The following is a 16,700-nucleotide window of genomic DNA, read 5'->3' on the forward strand; positions in this document are numbered from 1 at the left end:
TGTATGAGTTGGTTTGATTTTGACCTACATCTCCCCATAACAGACCCTACCTGGATCTTTCTTTTGGTGCTCATTATCATACTTTTTGCACCTATACTTCTGAGTAGGCTTCGTATTCCTCATATCATTGGTATGATCCTTGCGGGGATTGTGGTTGGCGAGCATGGCTTTAATATACTTGAGCGCGATAGCAGTTTCGAGCTATTCGGCAAGGTTGGACTTTACTATATCATGTTCCTTGCCGGATTGGAGATGGACTTGGAGGGGTTCAAAAAGAACCGTACCAAAGCGCTGGTGTTTGGGGGGCTGACTTTTGCGATCCCGATGGTGCTCGGAATCTGGAGTTCTATGTCTTTATTGGATTATGGGGTTACCACTTCTGTCCTGTTGGCCAGTATGTACGCCTCGCATACCTTGATTGCTTATCCTATTGTGAGCCGTTACGGGCTTTCGCGCCTTCGCAGTGTGAGTATTACGATTGGGGGTACGGCGCTGACTGTGGCTTGGGCCCTTTTGGTTCTGGCCATTATCTCGGGCATGTATAAAGGAGAAATCGGACATATGTTCTGGATTGCCCTGACCGTAAAGGTGGTATTGGTTTGTTTCCTTATCGTCTTCTTCTTCCCCCGCATAGGACGCTGGTTCTTCCGGAAGTATGAAGATAGCATCATGCAATTCATCTTCGTACTGGTCATGGTCTTCCTCGGAGGAGGGTTGTTGGAACTGGCGGGTATGGAAGGTATTCTTGGTGCATTCCTTGTTGGCCTGGTGTTGAACCGCTTGATTCCCAATATCTCACCCCTGATGAACCGCCTGGAGTTTGTGGGTAATGCTCTGTTTATTCCTTATTTCCTGATTGGGGTGGGGATGATTATCGATGTCCGCACGTTGTTTTCGGGAGGAGAGGCATTAAAGGTTGCCGTTGTGATGACCATTGTTGCTACCTTTAGTAAATGGTTGGCCGCGTGGATGACTCAAAAGATATTCCGTATGCAAACCAGTGAGCGCACGATGATGTTCGGTTTGAGTAACGCACAGGCTGCGGCTACACTGGCTGCCGTACTTGTGGGTAATAAGATTGAAATAGCTCCCGGTGTGCCTTTATTGAACGATGATGTGTTGAATGGAACGGTTGTGATGATCCTGTTCACTTGTATTATCAGTTCCGTGGCCACCGAACGCGCCGCCCGCAAGATTGCTGTGCAGGATAGCACAGATGAATTGGAGGAAAAGCCACGCGAAGAAGAAAATATCCTTATCCCTATCGCCAACCCCGAAACGATAGAGAACCTGGTGAATATGGCTCTTATTATGAAAGAGCCCAGACGGAAAGACGGGCTGACTACGTTGAGTGTAATTAATGACAGCAATGCTTCTGAGGCGCGTCTGACCCAGGGTAAACGTTATCTGGAACGTTCGGCAAAGGTGGCTGCCGCTGCCGATGTGTCTGTCGATACGGTGACCCGCTTCGACTTGAACGTAGCATCCGGTATTATTCATACCATGAAGGAGCACAATGCTTCCGAAGTCGTTATCGGTCTGCACCGCAAGGTTACGTTGGTCGACTCTTTCCTCGGGACGCTGACAGAGAACTTGTTGAAAGGCACGCATAAACAGGTAATGATTGTGAAAGCCCTGATGCCTGTCAATACTTTGCGGCGTATTATAGTTGCCGTTCCACCGAAGGCAGAGTACGAGGCCGGCTTCTTTAAGTGGGTAGAGCGCGTTTGCCGTATGGGAATACAATTAGGTTGCCGCGTGCATTTTCATGCGCATCCCGATACGATAGGTTATCTGAAAGGGTATATCTTTCGTAAGTATAAAGGTGTGCGTCGCGAGTTTACCGAGCAGGAAGATTGGGGCGACTTGTTGTTGCTCACCGGGCAGGTAAACTTCGATCATCTTTTGGTTATTGTAAGTGCCCGTCGGGGATTCATCTCTTACGACCCATTGTTTGAGAAATTGCCCACACAGATATCTAAATACTTCAATAATTGCAGTTTGATGGTGCTTTATCCCGACCAATACGGAGATCCGCAGGAAACGCTGTCCTTCTCCGAGCCTGTTCATCACAACGAATCGCAGCACTATGATAATATAGGTAAGTGGTTCTATAAATGGTTTAAGAAGAGCTGATGGAGAATTGGAAACAGCGTACCGGACTCTTGTTCGGAGAGGAGAAGATGCAGCGAATGGCCGAGGCGCATGTGCTCGTAGTCGGTTTGGGTGGTGTTGGCGCTTATGCCGCCGAAATGATTTGTAGGGCAGGGGTAGGGCAGATGACGATTGTTGATGCCGATACCGTGCAACCCACTAATATTAACCGCCAGCTTCCGGCGCTTCATTCAACCATTGGCAGGACGAAGGCCGAGGTGCTTGCCGAACGTTTCCGCGATATCAATCCGGATATCAAACTTACCGTAATGCCGGTGTTCCTGAAAGATGAGAATATCCCCGAACTGCTTGATGCGGCGAAGTACGATTTCATTATCGATGCCATTGATACGCTCAGTCCCAAGTGCTTCTTGATTTATCATGCGTTGGTGCGGAAAATCAGGATTGTATCCAGCATGGGTGCCGGCGCCAAGAGTGACATTACCCAGGTGCGGTTTGCAGATATCAGCGAAACCTATCATTGCGGATTGAGCAAAGCCGTGCGTAAGCGGTTACAGAAAATGGGGGTGAAGCGTAAACTTCCGGTGGTTTTCAGTACCGAACAAGCCGATGCAAAAGCCGTCATCCTTACCGACGACGAACAAAATAAGAAATCAACCTGCGGAACGGTAAGTTATATGCCTGCCGTTTTTGGTTGTTATTTAGCCGAATATGTAATAAGGAAGTTATGAGTTTTGAGTTATGAGTTTTGAGTTCCAGATCTCGGCAACTGTTCCGCATGGTAACTCAAAACTCAAAACTCAAAACTCATAACTCAAAACTCATAACTTATATGGACGCAGAGAAGATGATACATTTAGAGGGAATAACCAAGAGTTTCGATTCCCTTCAGGTTTTGAAAGGTATTGATCTGGATATAGATAAAGGCGAAGTGGTGAGCATCGTTGGTCCCAGCGGCGCCGGGAAAACCACCCTTTTACAGATCATGGGTACGTTGGATAAACCGGACGGCGGAGAGGTTTGGATCGGCGGCACCAGCGTGAAACGTATGGGTGAAAAAGAACTTTCGGCTTTCCGTAATCAGCATATTGGTTTTGTATTCCAGCTTCATCAACTCCTGCCGGAGTTCACCGCATTGGAGAATGTGATGATTCCTGCTTTTATTGCCGGTGTTCCGATGAAAGATGCTACCGTCCGCGCCAAAGAACTCTTGTCTTTTATGGGATTGTCGGAACGTGCTACGCATAAACCGAACGAGCTTTCGGGTGGAGAGAAACAGCGTGTTGCCGTGGCCCGTGCTTTGGTTAATAACCCCACGGTTATTCTGGCCGATGAGCCTTCGGGTAGTCTCGATACCCAGAATAAAGAAGAACTGCACCGGTTGTTCTTTGAACTACGCGACCGCTTTGGGCAGACCTTCGTTATCGTGACCCATGATGAGAATCTGGCACAGATTACGGATCGTACCATCCATATTGTTGATGGGTTGATTTTAAACCCTCAACCACTAACATAGGGTTTTTATCTCAAAAAAGGTACACAGGTCGCACGGAGCAGTGTAACCTATTCTCTTTCAGAAGGATATGAGTCGTCTTTTTGGCGTCAAAGTAACATCCTAGTGTCACAAGTATCACTGCTAAGTACAGGCTTTGTATTACTAACACTCTTCTATTTATGCTTTTTACTGTAAGGGAAGCTGTATGGAGGAACTGTTATGCTTCTTATCTGCAAGTATATAAACCTTGAATACACCCGGGTGTACCAGACCGAAAAACCCGGGTGTTTTAGGGTAAAAGACCCGGGTGTATTGATACAAAACACCCGGGTCTTTTTCTGCTTATGGAACTTTCAAATGAAAAGAATGATATCTTTATAGTTGAAAGATTGTGGTTTGATTTGAAAGAAGAAAGCATAGCAACCGTGACACGTTCCGGTTGCTCCTTCCTGGAATATTATTTATTAAAGTCCGCTAAAGTCCACCCCTTCGAATACCAGCGATGGGATACGCCAGGAAGAAGAAAGGCGTGGATCGTTGCCAATTTCTACTAATGAACTCCACAGGGTAAGCATGTTTCCGGTGATGTTCATTTCCGAAACCGGAGTGGTGAGCTTTCCGTTCTCAATAAGGAAACCCTCGATGCCATAAGAGAAATCGCCTGTTGTGCTATTGCAGTTACCACCGTTGAAACCAGTAACCAGAATGCCATGAGCAACGCCGGCTATCAGTCCATTCAGGTCTTTGTTGCCCGGCTGAAGCACTAACAAGGAAGAACCACTGATGGTAGGTTCTACACCCATTTTCTTAGCATTGTAGGTATCAATATAATAGGTTTTCAATACCCCATTCTCGAACACAGTACGCTTTTCGGTAGCGATACCTTCGTTGTCGAAGTAACGGGCGCCGGATGCCTGAGGAATATGTGGATCGTCAACCAGCGTAAACTTATCACTACCGATCTTCTGTTCCATCTTATCCAGCAGGAAGGAGTTTTTCTGTTGCAACGAGCCGCCGTCAATCGCTCCCATTAGTGGAGATACCAGTCGGCTGGTATTCATCGGATCGACCACCATCGTGTATTTACCCGATTTCACTTTCTGCTGTCCCAGTTTGCGGAGTACACGTTCCAATGCTTTCTTGCCGATGCCTTGCTTGATCAGCTTGTCGTAGAAGATAGCCGAATCGTACCAATAATCGGAAGGGCGGGCTTCACCCTCGCCTTTAATGCTTACACTGGCCGAAAGTGAATACCACGAACGCTGGGTTTCGCCTTCAAAACCATTGCTGGCCAGACGATAGCCAAAGCTGGTTCCATCGGAGTATCCGGTTTCCACCGAAATGATACGGTCGTCGGTGCCCAACACCTCGTCGGCAGCCGCTTTTGCCAATGTCACTTTATCGTCGGGTTGGATAGACTCAGCCTTTGAATCAAGGAGTTGCAAGTCGGGTTTACCCCCTTTATAATAACGCGAAGGATCGGGAAGTATACGAGCCTCATCTTTTGCCAGGTAACGGGTGGAATCTATCCCATTCTTAATGAACGATTCCAGTTCCTTTTTGTCCAGACGGTTGGTGGAGAAGTTTCCATAACGTCCATCCACATAGATGGAAATGGCCAGTCCGTTTTCTGATGCCTGCTGGAGTTTGTCCATCTTGGCATCGCGGAGGTTAAACGAAGTGTTAGAGCCAGCGTACAGGTTTACTTTTGCAGCCTGGCATCCATTCTTCAACGCAAAGTCCATAGCCCATTGCGCCAGTTTTTTATTGTTATCTGATATCATTTGAGTTTTGAGTTATGAGTTATGAGTTCACTCCATTAATTCTCTCCGCCAACAGTAAGTTTGCTAACAAGTACCGAAGGCATGCCCAGAGTCACCGGGCAAGACTGTCCGTTCTTGCCGCATGTCCATGTGCCGTTGTCAATCTTATCGTTATCGGCCACCATCGTGATGTCGGCTAGCGCTTTAGGTCCGTTACCAATGATATTGATGTCTTTGATAGGCTGTGTCAGTTTGCCATCCTCAATGAGATAACCCGTTTTTACGAAGAACGTAAAGTCGCCCGCGCCGATTTGTACCTGTCCGTTCAGGAACTGGGTTACGAATACACCATTCTTTACGGAAGAGATGATATCTGCTTCCTTCATGTTTCCTGCCTCCATATACGTAGAGCGCATACGCGGAATCGGGATATTGCGGAAAGATTCGCGGCGTCCGTTTCCGGTAGAAGGTATGCCATAGTGCTGGGCGCTGATACGGTCGTGCAGGAAGCTGGTAAGAATACCGTCTTTTACGATATATGTTTTTTGTCCGTCCACGCCTTCATCATCAATATTGAGCGAGCCGCGGTCGAAAGGAATGGTACCATCATCTAATACACTGATGTGTTCATTGCAGACTTTCTTATTCAACTGATCGGAGAAGATAGAGATATTCTTCCGGTTAAAGTCGGCCTCAAAAGCATGGCCAATGGCCTCGTGCAGAAGAATGCCCGAACCTCCGGAACCCATTACCACAGGCATCTCGCCGCCTTTAGGTTTAATCGCCTTGAAAAGGATAGAGGTATTATCTACCGCTTCGCGAGCCATAACGTCGACAATATCATCGGTCAGGAATTCGAAGCCCTTACGGAATGCACGGGAGGAATAGTTGTTTTCGAATTTACCGTTCTCTTCCATAATACAGGATACCATGAGTGTCACCATAGGGCGATAGTCATAGTATAGTACGCCTTCGGAGTTACAGAAAAGAATGTGCGATGTGCTGTCTCCCAGCGAAGCGTTGACTTTCCGCACGCGGTTATCCAATGCAAAGACTTTATCGTTAAGCTTTTGCAGATAAGGCATTTTATCTTTTAATACCACCGTATCCCAAGGGGTAGCAATGGAATAATAGTTTTTGGTTATCGGCTTTTCCGTAAGGTTAACCGGCTTGGTTGCTTTACCACCCGAAGCGATGCGGGCAGCCGTACGGGCAGCCTTTATCATATCATCAAGCGATACGTTTTCTACATAGGCATAACCGCTCTGATCGCCGGAAAGGACACGAACGCCCACCCCAAAGTCGATGTTGGAATAAGAACGGTTTACCGCTCCATCCATCAGACCGATGCTATTATTAAAGGTGTGTTCAAAGAATAAATCGGCATAATCGCCACCTTTTTCTAAAGCCGCAGTCAGAACTTTTTTTAAGTCTTGTTCAGTCACGCCGAAATGGGCAAGCGCAGCGGAAACGGCAGCCTGCTGGCCTTTGCCACCACCTAATGCACCTGTAAGAGTCTCGGCCAAAGATGGCGCAGCCATTGAACCTAGCAATGCCAGCCCACCTGTTCTTAAGAAATTACGTCTATCCATACTGTATATTTACAATTTAACGATTTACGATTTAACGATTGGAGTTACTTTACCTGGACAGCATACTTTCCAGTTCTTCACCGCTCAGGCGGAGATAGAATTGTCCTTTATATGCTACGGAGATACTACCGGTTTCTTCGGAAACGATAATGGCATGCGCATCCGATTCTTGTGAGATGCCCATTGCCGCACGGTGGCGAAGACCGAGCTCTTTAGGAATGTCCAGATTATGGGATACGGGCAGAATACAGCCTGCGGCAATGATCTTCTTCTTACGAATAACCATCGCACCATCGTGCAATGGACTATTCTTAAAGAAAATATTCTCGATAAGCCGTTGGTTTACATCGGCATTGATCTGTTCGCCGGTTCGCAGTACATCATCCAAAGGAATGCTGTGCTCAATGACAATCAGTGCACCGGTTTTCTGTTTACCCATGCTGATGCAGGCCATAACGATGGGCAGGATATCTTCATTCTCTTTTTTCTCGCCCTTGTTGTTGCGGGTAAAGAACTTAATCAGGGCGCCAACCTGTCGGTGGGTACCTAGTGTCAATAGGAAGCGCCGGATTTCATCCTGGAAGATAACGATAATGGCCAGTACGCCTACACTTACCAGTTTATCTAATATGGAACCCAACAAGCGCATTTCCAGAATCTGGGAAACAATGAGCCAGGTCAGGATAAAGATCAGAATGCCGGTAAAGACATTCAATGAACCGGAGTCCTTCATCAACCGGTAGCTGTAATACAGAAGAAGGGCTACCAGCAGTATATCTATAAAGTCTTTTATGCCAAATTCGAAAAACAATGTAATTTACAATTTACCATTTACCGTTTACCATTTTCGAGGTATTACAGTAGATGTGGGTTTATAATTTTACTTACGATTCTCACAGTTTCCACAGCTTCCTTCACATCGTGCACACGAATAATATGTGCTCCTTTCAGCAGGGAAATGGTGTTCAATACGGTTGTTCCATTCAACGCCTCTTGTGGAGTGATGCCCAGCAAGCGGGTAATCATGGACTTACGGGATACACCTACCAGTAAGGGTAGCTCAAAGATAGCAAATTCTTCGAGATGCGCCATTAATTCGTAGTTATGTTCTACCGTTTTGCCGAAACCAAAGCCGGGATCGAGAATTATGTCACTTGCTCCAAGATCGCGAAGCTGCTGTACTTTCCGGGCAAAATAGAGAAATACTTCCTTGATCAGATCGTCGTAGTGTGGTTCTGCCTGCATATTCTGGGGAGTGCCCTGCATATGCATCATAATGTAGGGTACCTTCAAGCGGGCGACGGTTTCGAACATCCGGCTGTCCATCTCACCGGCGGCGATATCATTGATAATGGTTACGCCATATTCTTCGACACACATGGTAGCTACATCGGCACGGAAGGTGTCGACTGAGATGATTGCATCGGGATGATTGCGGTTGATTATTTCCAGGCCGGTACGTAAGCGTCTCATCTCTTCATCGGCGGTGATATGTTCGGCATTGGGACGCGACGAATAGGCACCGATATCAATAATGGTAGCCCCTTCATCAAGGATTTGTTGTGCCCGGGCAGTAATATCGGCTTCCGCCTGTACACGGCAACCGGAAAAGAAAGAGTCGGGAGTCACGTTCAGGATGCCCATTACTTGTGGTGTGGACAAGTCCATCAAGTGTCCGTTTAGCAGCAAGGTGCTGCACCCAGGTTGCGGCATGCTGCCGCGGCCAGATATCATTGGTTTCATAACTTTTCTTTGTCAGGTTTTGACAAAAGTATAAATAATATGGTTAACTTTATTTGGTACTCCCAAAGAATAAGCATTATTTTGCGAAAAATTTATGAATACAATATGAATACCGCTGCGCTTTATCAAATATTTCAGGCTAGTACAGGTGTAACGACCGATAGTCGCAACTGTCCGGAAGGTTCTATATTTTTTGCTTTAAAAGGCGATTCGTTTAACGGAAATGCTTTTGCCCATCAGGCATTGGAGAAGGGGTGTATTTATGCGGTTATTGATGAGGCACAGTACGCGGTTGAAGGTGACAGCAGGTATATTGTAGTAGATAATGTGCTGAGGGCTTTGCAATTGTTGGCAAACCATCATCGCCGGCAGTTCAAATTAAAGGTGATCGGCATTACCGGAACAAACGGGAAAACCACAACGAAGGAGCTTATAGCCGCGGTTTTATCTAAATCATATCATGTACTTTATACATTGGGGAATCTGAATAATCATATCGGGGTGCCTTTAACGCTGTTGCGGTTAGCTCCCGAACACGAGATCGCGATTATTGAAATGGGGGCCAGTCATCCGGGGGATATTAAGGAGTTGGTTGATATAGCTGAACCTGATTATGGCATTATCACCAACGTGGGCAAGGCTCACCTTGAGGGTTTCGGGTCTTTCGAGGGGGTGATTAAGACAAAAGGAGAGTTGTATGATTTTCTGCGCCAGAAGAATGGACCTGTCTTTATTCACCATGACAATCCATACCTGATGGAGATGGCAAAGGGAATGAATCAAATTGCATATGGTACGGAAGATGATCTATATATAAACGGGAATATAACAGATAGCTCGCTATACCTGGGTATTACCTGGAAAGCCGGTAAAAACCACGAACCTCATGATGTAAAGACGCAGCTAATCGGGAATTATAACTTCTCGAATGTTCTGGCTGCAATAACCATAGGTCATTATTTTGGCATAACGGCGAAGAATATAGACAAAGCGTTAAACGAATACACCCCGCAGAACAACCGTTCGCAACTAAAACAGACCGGAAATAATGCACTGATTATAGATGCGTATAACGCTAATCCCACAAGTATGATGGCGGCGTTAGAGAACTTCAGAGATATAGCGGCGGCAGGCAAAATGCTGATCATTGGCGATATGAAAGAACTGGGGGCAGACAGTGCCGCCGAACATCAAAGAATTATTGATTTTATTGATACATGCAATTTCGAACAGGTAGCACTGGTTGGCGATTTGTTTGCAGCTACCCGGCATAACTATACTTCGTATCGGAATGTGCAGGAATTGATCGAGGTGTTGAAACAGGAAAAGCCACAAGGGAAAACCATACTGATTAAAGGATCTAATAGTATCAAGCTAAACCTTGTTGTAGAGTTTCTTTAGGCAGCAATGGGGTTTGTGTATAATGGATTGGAAATGAAGGAATTTTATGCTGACTTCAACATCCACCCCCTGCCCCCGCCAGCGGGGGATACCTTGCGGAGACACTGTGTAGCGCAGCCTATCCCCCGCTGGCGGGGGCAGGGGGTGGATGGTTGAAATAACGTAAAACCATTCAGAAACGCGTAAAACCCTACAGAAATGCGTAAAACCAATTAAAATGAATAAAATCCTACAAAAATCCGCAATCCCATTTTATTTCTGATAACGATAATGCCCCGTTATTTTAAAAGCAAACAAGCAATCTTCCGCTATTTGTCCCCTGCCAATATTGTGCACAACTGCATAGCGATTCGTCCCAGAAACTTTTCTATCAATTACAATACCAATATGAGGAAGATTGCCGGGTAGCTCCCAACACACAATATCACCGGGTTGGTAATCTTCTTCCTTTTGCGACTTAGGAAGTATTTGTCCTTTACGCGAAAAGAAAGTCATCAAATTAGGCACCCGGCGATGATCAATATTCCGGTCGGTGGTTTTCATTCCCCAACGGGTAGGGTAAAGGCTAAAGTTAGCCCTCATATCTTCGTGCACCTCTTTCTGCAAGTCAATGCCGAGCTTACGATATGCGCGGATCACGACGTCGGTACAGACACCTCTATCGGCAGGTACATCTCCTCCGGGATAGGATAAACGTACATACGACGGATCGTATTTGATGGAAGGGTTAATAATCTCTTTCGTAGCTTTAACCAAGCGTTGATAGAAATCATCTTGTGCAAAGACCTGCGAAATACCTAAAAACTGGCAGCAGCAAATGAGTAAGAATAGTTTGGTTCGCATACCGTTTGTTTTTTTGTGTTTAATTGATTCCAGTGAGTATTACCCCGCTTTCTTCTGCATCCGGGGGTAGGCAATATATACAAAGAACAGAGATGCCAATAGCGCGCCTGTGGTATTTGCGAGGAAGTCCAACCAATCGCCACCGCGATAAGTAGTACAATACTCTTGCAACAACTCTACACCACCACTGAAAAGAACAGGGAACAGGAATGCCCCAATCCATGCACGACGCATCGGTAATCCGCTTTTATGGCTACGGAAGAACTCCCACCACAGCATGCCGGACATCACAAAGTACATGCCCATATGCACCACCTTATCTAAATGCGGAATCTCCCAATCGGTATCCGGCAGAGAGGGTGGTTTGAAGAATGACAAATAAATAACCAAAAGTATAACGGCTATCGAAACCGGGTATTTCTTTATGTAAGGAATCATAATCTTTTTATTATCAAGCGGATGGCAAAAGTACGAAACATTTTCTATATTTGCACCGTTAATAAAAGGTTTAATAGCAAAACGGAAGAGAAACAATCAAAACTATAAAACAATGACAAAGAATAAACGTGCAAACTTCGGAAGTAAATTAGGTGTAATATTAGCCTCGGCAGGCTCTGCCGTAGGGCTTGGTAACATCTGGAGATTCCCCTATGAAACGGGAAACCACGGAGGAGCAGCATTTATTCTTATCTACCTGGGATGTATCATCCTACTCGGACTACCCATTATGATCTCCGAGTTCCTCATCGGCCGGCATTCCCAAAAGAGCACAGGAGGAGCATACAGTGTACTTGCACCCGGTACCCAATGGAAATGGGTGGGACGCATGGGCGTACTCGCCGGCTTTCTAATCCTTAGCTACTATTCGGTTGTAGCCGGTTGGACACTGGAATATATCTTCGAGGCCGTAACAAACAGCTTCTCCGGCAAATCGGCCAATGATTTTATTGATTCATTTAATTCATTCTCCGGCAACCCGTGGAAACCGCTAATCTGGTTGGTGCTGTTTCTACTTGCTACACACTTTATCATTGTAAAAGGAGTGGAGAAAGGTATTGAGAAATCATCCAAGATCATGATGCCGGCTTTGTTTATTCTTATCATTATATTAGTCGGATGTTCGGTGAGCCTTCCCGGAGCAGAAAAAGGTATAGAGTTCCTGTTAAAGCCCGATTTCAGTAAGGTGAACGGAGAGGTGTTTCTGGGAGCTATGGGGCAGGCATTCTTCTCCCTGAGCCTGGGGATGGGCTGCCTCAGCACATACGCATCTTATTTCGGAAAGAACACGAACTTAACCAAGACCGCATTTAGTGTAGGCATTATAGATACGATTGTTGCCATTATGGCCGGATTCATTATCTTCCCGGCAGCCTTCTCCGTAGGCATACAGCCCGATGCAGGTCCGAGCCTGATCTTTATTACCCTGCCCAATGTGTTCCAGCAAGCCTTCAGTGGAGCGCCTGTATTGGCATATATATTCTCTGTTATGTTCTATGTGCTGTTGGCAGTTGCCGCACTTACCTCTACCATATCTATGCACGAGGTGGTTACGGCTTATTTGCACGAAGAGTTTAAACTGACACGCGGAAGAGCTGCAACACTCGTCACCAGTGGATGCATATTCCTCGGTATATTCTGCTCACTGTCTATGGGAGCAACCAAAGAATACACCCTGTTCGGGCTTAATACATTCGATTTGTTCGACTTCGTTACGGCAAAAATCATGTTACCACTTGGCGGTTTGCTGATCTCAATCTTTACCGGATGGTATCTGGACAAGAAGATTGTGAAGAGTGAAATTACAAACAACGGGCAACTGAAAGGTTCCATCTACGTTTATCTTATTTTTATCTTGAAGTACATCGCTCCGGTAGCTATCTCTTTCATATTTATCAATGAGCTGGGTTTCCTGAAATAAAAACGATGTGGAAAGACTTCTTTTATTTCTCCCGGTCGGAGAAACAAGGCATCATTGTGTTGGTGATCCTAATTTGCATCATTGTATTGGGAGGAAGTGCGCTTTCCATGTACAGGCGGTCACAAGTACCCGTTTATCCTGATAATTTTGAAGAACAGTATGAGCAATTCATCACTTCTTTGAGGAAGACAGATTCCATAGAGAGCGCTTCCTGGCGAAAGCGCAATAACCATTATAAATCCAACGAAAAGGAACACCCCATTATATTAGCTCCATTTGACCCTAATACTGCTGATTCCATTACCTTCCGCCGGATGGGGCTACCGGGTTGGATGGCTAAAAACATCCTGAGCTACCGGAAGAAAGGGGGTGAATTCCGGACGCCGGAGGACTTCCGGAAGATATATGGACTTACAGAAGAACAGTACACCACGCTGTCACCTTATATCTATATCAGTGAAGAATACAAAAGAAAAGATACCATACGAGTCGTTGCCGAACGCCCTATCTACACAAAACCCGATTCGCTGAAACCATTCAAATACACTCCGGGAACAATCATTAGCCTGAATGCCGCCGATACCACAGAACTGAAAAAGATTCCGGGTATAGGGAGTGCCTATGCCAAACGAATAGTCGGTTACAGAAGTCGGCTTGGCGGCTTCTACGATATTAAGCAACTGCGAGAAATAGACCTGAACTCAGAAGAACTTGCCCAATGGTTCAGTATAGAAACCGGAGAAACGACCCGCATGAATCTCAATAGCGTAAGCATTGAACGGCTAAAGGCTCATCCGTATTTCAGTTTTTATCAAGCGAAAGTTATCATAGAGCACCGCAAAAGAAAAGGCAACCTGAAACGCCTGGACCAGATTGCTTTCTATGATGAGTTTACGGACGAAGACCTGGAAAGGATGAAGCATTACGTGCGGTTTGATTAACAAGGCTATTTTCCCTGGATAAGGTTTTCTCTGTTTGGTAATATATATTTTTTCGTTATATTTGATACAGATTTTTAGCTTAAACCTATGCTTCGACATTATATTCTGCTTTTGCCCTGCTTTTCTTGTACTTTGTGGGGGCTTGCGTTACTCTTGAACAGGAAGAGGAATTCCATACCACAAAACATCTGGATGATTCTCATGGCCTTAATGGCAGTGAGTACGTATGTATGGGCAGTGTTTTACGAAGGAATTACCGATTATAATCATTATTATAAGCTCGATATCATTGACACCACGTTCACACTGTTTCTGTTTCCGCTTATCTATTTTTATTTTAAGTCTCTGGTTCGCAAAAAATGGTTCGGATGGCGGGAAGTGCTGTGGTTGCTGCCCGGGTTCCTTATCGGTTCTGCCTCTGCTATTCTCTACCTGGCTATGGGCGATGCCAATGCTGCAAGTTATATCAAAGAAGTTATTGATCATCGGCTTAACCTACAAGTCCATACCGGACCGGTTTACTATCTGCAGGTTCTTGTTAACATTTGGGGATTTTATATCACCCTGTTTATACAAGCCTTGGCTACTATCGTTATTACCGTGATAGAGTTTGTTAAGCCCGATGGTTATCTGAGGACGCTTTTCCGAAGTCCGGCCAACGACGAAATAGCGCAACCCCGGGCGATATTTATCGGCGTATGGGCTTTACTGCTCATTTTTATGACCGCTTTTCTGGGTGAGTGTTTTACGCCTGTTAAGTTCCCCGACTTAACTTCACTGCTGATGGCTATAACCGGATTCATCTTTTTCTTTTTGGGTTACACCGTTTGTAAGCAATCAGGTTTAAACCATCCATCGGAACCTGCTAAGTCAGAACCGGAATCTCCCGGCATTGTGGGCAGTCGAAACGCTACCGGCAATTACTCATCCATTCTTTCCCGGTTTAACCAGCTCATGGACGAGAAGATTTATCTCAGAAAAAATCTCCGGGCAGAAGATGTTGCTGTATTGATCCATACCAACCGGACGTATATCTCTAAGTTGTTAAGAGAAGAATTTGCATGCAACTTTACTGATTTTATCAACCAGAAACGGATAGAATACGCCAAGACGTTAATGCAAAGCACCCCATCGTTAAATCAGGAAGAAGTTGCCGAGAAATCGGGATTTACACACCCTTCCTCATTCAGTCGGATATTTAAACAATACACCGGAACGACTTTCCGGCAAGCACAAAAATACTATCTCTCCCAGTTCCGTCCCCGTTAGCGCATTGTTCTTTTTTTCGGATAAATTCTTATCCGTTGTTAATTTGCCCGTTTTTTGTTTATTTGCTAAGTTGTTTCTGTGTTTTGTCAAGAACATTCTGTCCCCTTTGTGCAATCGTCATAAACTGTTTCGTATTTTTGTCTTGTGGTTTCTTACAAATATAATGTGTCATGAAAACGATAATGCTACCTGAACCTAACGAAACAGAACGGGCTTTGATGGAACGTATCCACATGCTAATGCGAGAAGAAGAAGTGTACACTAATCCGAATTTTACCTTAAGTCACATAGCTACACGGCTAAAAGTGAAACGTGCTTTTATAAAAGATGCGATTAGTCGGTGTATGAATAAAACACTGGGTGCATATGTGAATGAGTACCGGGTGATTCATGCCATGGATGTTATGTCCCGTCCTGAAAATGCATCACTCACGCTTGATGCCATCGCTTGTGCATCGGGATTTAGCAACCGGTATTGCTTTTATTCAATATTCAAGGAGATGACCGGACTGACTCCAACGGAGTTTAAAGCCTGTATCGTTCATGGTAGTAAGAACGAGGTGCTACAGCCTGGTTATCATGTGGATGGATTTGGCTGACTGCAATAGTGGGCGCTTAACTCCTTATTTGCGGGGAATACTTTGGATGTATTTGTGTTGTGTGTTGATGAAGAGTAAAATCATTCGTAAATAGCCCCTAAGTATTCATCCTTCAGCTCCTTGATCTTTCCCATATCATACAACTTAATGAGTGCCACCGATATACTATCCATCCATATGCTGTGGTTTTTGGATGAAGCAAAGGCGTACTTATCCGGATGGAAAATATTGCCCACTACTTTCATCTTTCTTTCCCTGTTTGTATGTACATAATATTCCAGTACAGGGGCATCACCAACAATAGCATGAACCTCTTTGTTGGCCAGACCATCGGCTGACAGCAGAACATTGTCGTATGCAATGGTTTGGATGCCGATATTTGCCAGGAACTTTTCTTCTACTCCTCCGGCTTCCACTCCAATAATTTTACCGGACAGGTCCGACAACGTATTAACGTCCGAAGTTAAGGATACCTTTGTCATACTGCTGGTAATCGTGGAAGTAACATAAGCAATCATCCCTATTCCGAAAACCATCCATATAGTAGCCAGGATGTGTCCGAACCAGCCGAACCAGCCAAATACTTTATCGTCAATGGAGCCGTTGTTGATAACTGACATCAGATTATAAAGACTCAACGAAAAGCCTTCTTTCCATTTCTTGGGAAACTCCGGGTCTTTACGGCGAAATACGATGGTAGTCAATACGGTAAGTATCAACAGGATCAGTGCTATCCACAGATAAGACTGTAATTGTCCGTTGTCTTTCATTTCATCCCACAACAGGCCCTTTTCATCATCTCTAACCATAATGCGCAATCCGCCATCGTACCAGGGAAAGGAAAATTTCATTACCTGTGCCCTTTCGTAAGTAATGGTCAGGTTGGTTACTGCTACGTCTATTTCTTCCAGTTGAATTCCTTTCTGTAGGTTTTCCAATGAATTATACTCTACATACTCCGTAACGAAGTTCAATTCCTGTTCCAGCATTTTCCAAAGGTCAATAGCCATACCAGTGTACC

Annotated in this window: 15 protein-coding genes; 8 read left to right on the forward strand and 7 right to left on the reverse strand. The window is 45.2% G+C overall.

Annotated features, from left to right (window positions below; translation table 11 throughout):
* Positions 1 to 3 precede the first annotated feature (3 nt).
* The 3 genes from D0T87_RS03400 to D0T87_RS03410 all read left to right on the forward strand — a co-directional run bounded on the left by D0T87_RS03400 (position 4) and on the right by D0T87_RS03410 (position 3,631).
* Positions 4 to 2,136 carry a cation:proton antiporter gene (locus D0T87_RS03400; protein ID WP_163172801.1) on the forward strand — a complete coding sequence of 711 codons (2,133 nt, stop codon included), beginning with the start codon at positions 4 to 6 and terminating at the stop codon, positions 2,134 to 2,136.
* Complete coding sequence (locus D0T87_RS03405) at positions 2,136 to 2,846, forward strand: ThiF family adenylyltransferase (protein WP_163172803.1); 711 nt, start codon at positions 2,136 to 2,138, stop codon at positions 2,844 to 2,846. The genes D0T87_RS03400 and D0T87_RS03405 overlap by 1 nt, the downstream gene beginning before the upstream one ends.
* Before the next feature lie 116 nt (positions 2,847 to 2,962).
* Positions 2,963 to 3,631 carry an ABC transporter ATP-binding protein gene (locus tag D0T87_RS03410; protein ID WP_163172882.1) on the forward strand — a complete coding sequence of 223 codons (669 nt, stop codon included), beginning with the start codon at positions 2,963 to 2,965 and terminating at the stop codon, positions 3,629 to 3,631.
* Between the two features lie 443 nt (positions 3,632 to 4,074).
* Here D0T87_RS03410 and D0T87_RS03415 read toward each other — a convergent pair whose 3' ends face one another.
* From D0T87_RS03415 to folP, 4 genes are read right to left on the reverse strand one after another with little or no spacing between them, the layout of a single operon-like run.
* Positions 4,075 to 5,394 (reverse strand): TldD/PmbA family protein, encoded by a 1,320-nt coding sequence (locus D0T87_RS03415; RefSeq protein WP_163172805.1) that lies wholly within the window; start codon positions 5,392 to 5,394, stop codon positions 4,075 to 4,077.
* A gap of 35 nt (positions 5,395 to 5,429) precedes the next feature.
* Positions 5,430 to 6,965 carry a TldD/PmbA family protein gene (locus D0T87_RS03420; protein WP_163172806.1) on the reverse strand — a complete coding sequence of 512 codons (1,536 nt, stop codon included), beginning with the start codon at positions 6,963 to 6,965 and terminating at the stop codon, positions 5,430 to 5,432.
* 49 nt (positions 6,966 to 7,014) lie between these two features.
* Positions 7,015 to 7,776: a diadenylate cyclase CdaA gene (cdaA, locus tag D0T87_RS03425; protein ID WP_163172808.1), complete on the reverse strand. Its 762-nt coding sequence runs from the start codon at positions 7,774 to 7,776 to the stop codon at positions 7,015 to 7,017.
* Positions 7,777 to 7,820: 44 nt separating this feature from the next.
* Positions 7,821 to 8,678: a dihydropteroate synthase gene (gene folP, locus D0T87_RS03430; protein WP_163172884.1), complete on the reverse strand. Its 858-nt coding sequence runs from the start codon at positions 8,676 to 8,678 to the stop codon at positions 7,821 to 7,823.
* Positions 8,679 to 8,813: 135 nt separating this feature from the next.
* Here folP and murF point away from each other — a divergent pair, with 135 nt between their 5' ends.
* Entirely contained in the window at positions 8,814 to 10,109 is a 1,296-nt protein-coding gene (murF, locus tag D0T87_RS03435; RefSeq protein ID WP_163172886.1) for a UDP-N-acetylmuramoyl-tripeptide--D-alanyl-D-alanine ligase, read from the forward strand.
* Between the two features lie 252 nt (positions 10,110 to 10,361).
* Here murF and D0T87_RS03440 read toward each other — a convergent pair whose 3' ends face one another.
* Positions 10,362 to 10,952: a DUF1287 domain-containing protein gene (locus tag D0T87_RS03440; protein WP_163172810.1), complete on the reverse strand. Its 591-nt coding sequence runs from the start codon at positions 10,950 to 10,952 to the stop codon at positions 10,362 to 10,364.
* Positions 10,953 to 10,991: 39 nt separating this feature from the next.
* Positions 10,992 to 11,390: a VanZ family protein gene (locus D0T87_RS03445; protein WP_163172812.1), complete on the reverse strand. Its 399-nt coding sequence runs from the start codon at positions 11,388 to 11,390 to the stop codon at positions 10,992 to 10,994.
* 112 nt (positions 11,391 to 11,502) lie between these two features.
* Here D0T87_RS03445 and D0T87_RS03450 point away from each other — a divergent pair, with 112 nt between their 5' ends.
* From D0T87_RS03450 to D0T87_RS03465, 4 genes are all read left to right on the forward strand, one after another.
* A complete protein-coding gene (locus D0T87_RS03450; RefSeq protein ID WP_163172814.1) occupies positions 11,503 to 12,870 on the forward strand; it encodes a sodium-dependent transporter in 1,368 nt (455 codons plus the stop codon).
* 5 nt (positions 12,871 to 12,875) lie between these two features.
* Positions 12,876 to 13,811 carry a helix-hairpin-helix domain-containing protein gene (locus D0T87_RS03455; protein WP_163172816.1) on the forward strand — a complete coding sequence of 312 codons (936 nt, stop codon included), beginning with the start codon at positions 12,876 to 12,878 and terminating at the stop codon, positions 13,809 to 13,811.
* Between the two features lie 192 nt (positions 13,812 to 14,003).
* Positions 14,004 to 15,080 (forward strand): AraC family transcriptional regulator, encoded by a 1,077-nt coding sequence (locus D0T87_RS03460; protein ID WP_163172818.1) that lies wholly within the window; start codon positions 14,004 to 14,006, stop codon positions 15,078 to 15,080.
* A 170-nt stretch (positions 15,081 to 15,250) separates the two neighbouring features.
* A complete protein-coding gene (locus D0T87_RS03465) occupies positions 15,251 to 15,679 on the forward strand; it encodes an AraC family transcriptional regulator (RefSeq protein ID WP_163172819.1) in 429 nt (142 codons plus the stop codon).
* Positions 15,680 to 15,759: 80 nt separating this feature from the next.
* Here D0T87_RS03465 and D0T87_RS03470 read toward each other — a convergent pair.
* Positions 15,760 to 16,700: transporter substrate-binding domain-containing protein (locus tag D0T87_RS03470; protein WP_163172820.1), on the reverse strand; the 941-nt coding region annotated here is incomplete at its 5' end.

This window comes from Bacteroides sp. 51, from assembly GCF_010500965.1.
Classification (GTDB): Bacteria; Bacteroidota; Bacteroidia; order Bacteroidales; family Bacteroidaceae; genus Bacteroides.

Excerpts from the sequence above, each read along its gene's own strand:
- D0T87_RS03400 (WP_163172801.1), top strand. The coding sequence starts at position 4 with ATGAGTTGGTTTGATTTTGACCTACATCTCCCCATAACAGACCCTACC.
- D0T87_RS03405 (WP_163172803.1), top strand. The coding sequence starts at position 2,136 with ATGGAGAATTGGAAACAGCGTACCGGACTCTTGTTCGGAGAGGAGAAG.
- D0T87_RS03410 (WP_163172882.1), top strand. The coding sequence starts at position 2,963 with ATGATACATTTAGAGGGAATAACCAAGAGTTTCGATTCCCTTCAGGTT.
- D0T87_RS03415 (WP_163172805.1), bottom strand. The coding sequence starts at position 5,394 with ATGATATCAGATAACAATAAAAAACTGGCGCAATGGGCTATGGACTTT.
- D0T87_RS03420 (WP_163172806.1), bottom strand. The coding sequence starts at position 6,965 with ATGGATAGACGTAATTTCTTAAGAACAGGTGGGCTGGCATTGCTAGGT.
- folP (WP_163172884.1), bottom strand. The coding sequence starts at position 8,678 with ATGCCGCAACCTGGGTGCAGCACCTTGCTGCTAAACGGACACTTGATG.
- murF (WP_163172886.1), top strand. The coding sequence starts at position 8,814 with ATGAATACCGCTGCGCTTTATCAAATATTTCAGGCTAGTACAGGTGTA.
- D0T87_RS03440 (WP_163172810.1), bottom strand. The coding sequence starts at position 10,952 with ATGCGAACCAAACTATTCTTACTCATTTGCTGCTGCCAGTTTTTAGGT.
- D0T87_RS03445 (WP_163172812.1), bottom strand. The coding sequence starts at position 11,390 with ATGATTCCTTACATAAAGAAATACCCGGTTTCGATAGCCGTTATACTT.
- D0T87_RS03450 (WP_163172814.1), top strand. The coding sequence starts at position 11,503 with ATGACAAAGAATAAACGTGCAAACTTCGGAAGTAAATTAGGTGTAATA.
- D0T87_RS03455 (WP_163172816.1), top strand. The coding sequence starts at position 12,876 with ATGTGGAAAGACTTCTTTTATTTCTCCCGGTCGGAGAAACAAGGCATC.
- D0T87_RS03460 (WP_163172818.1), top strand. The coding sequence starts at position 14,004 with ATGATTCTCATGGCCTTAATGGCAGTGAGTACGTATGTATGGGCAGTG.
- D0T87_RS03465 (WP_163172819.1), top strand. The coding sequence starts at position 15,251 with ATGAAAACGATAATGCTACCTGAACCTAACGAAACAGAACGGGCTTTG.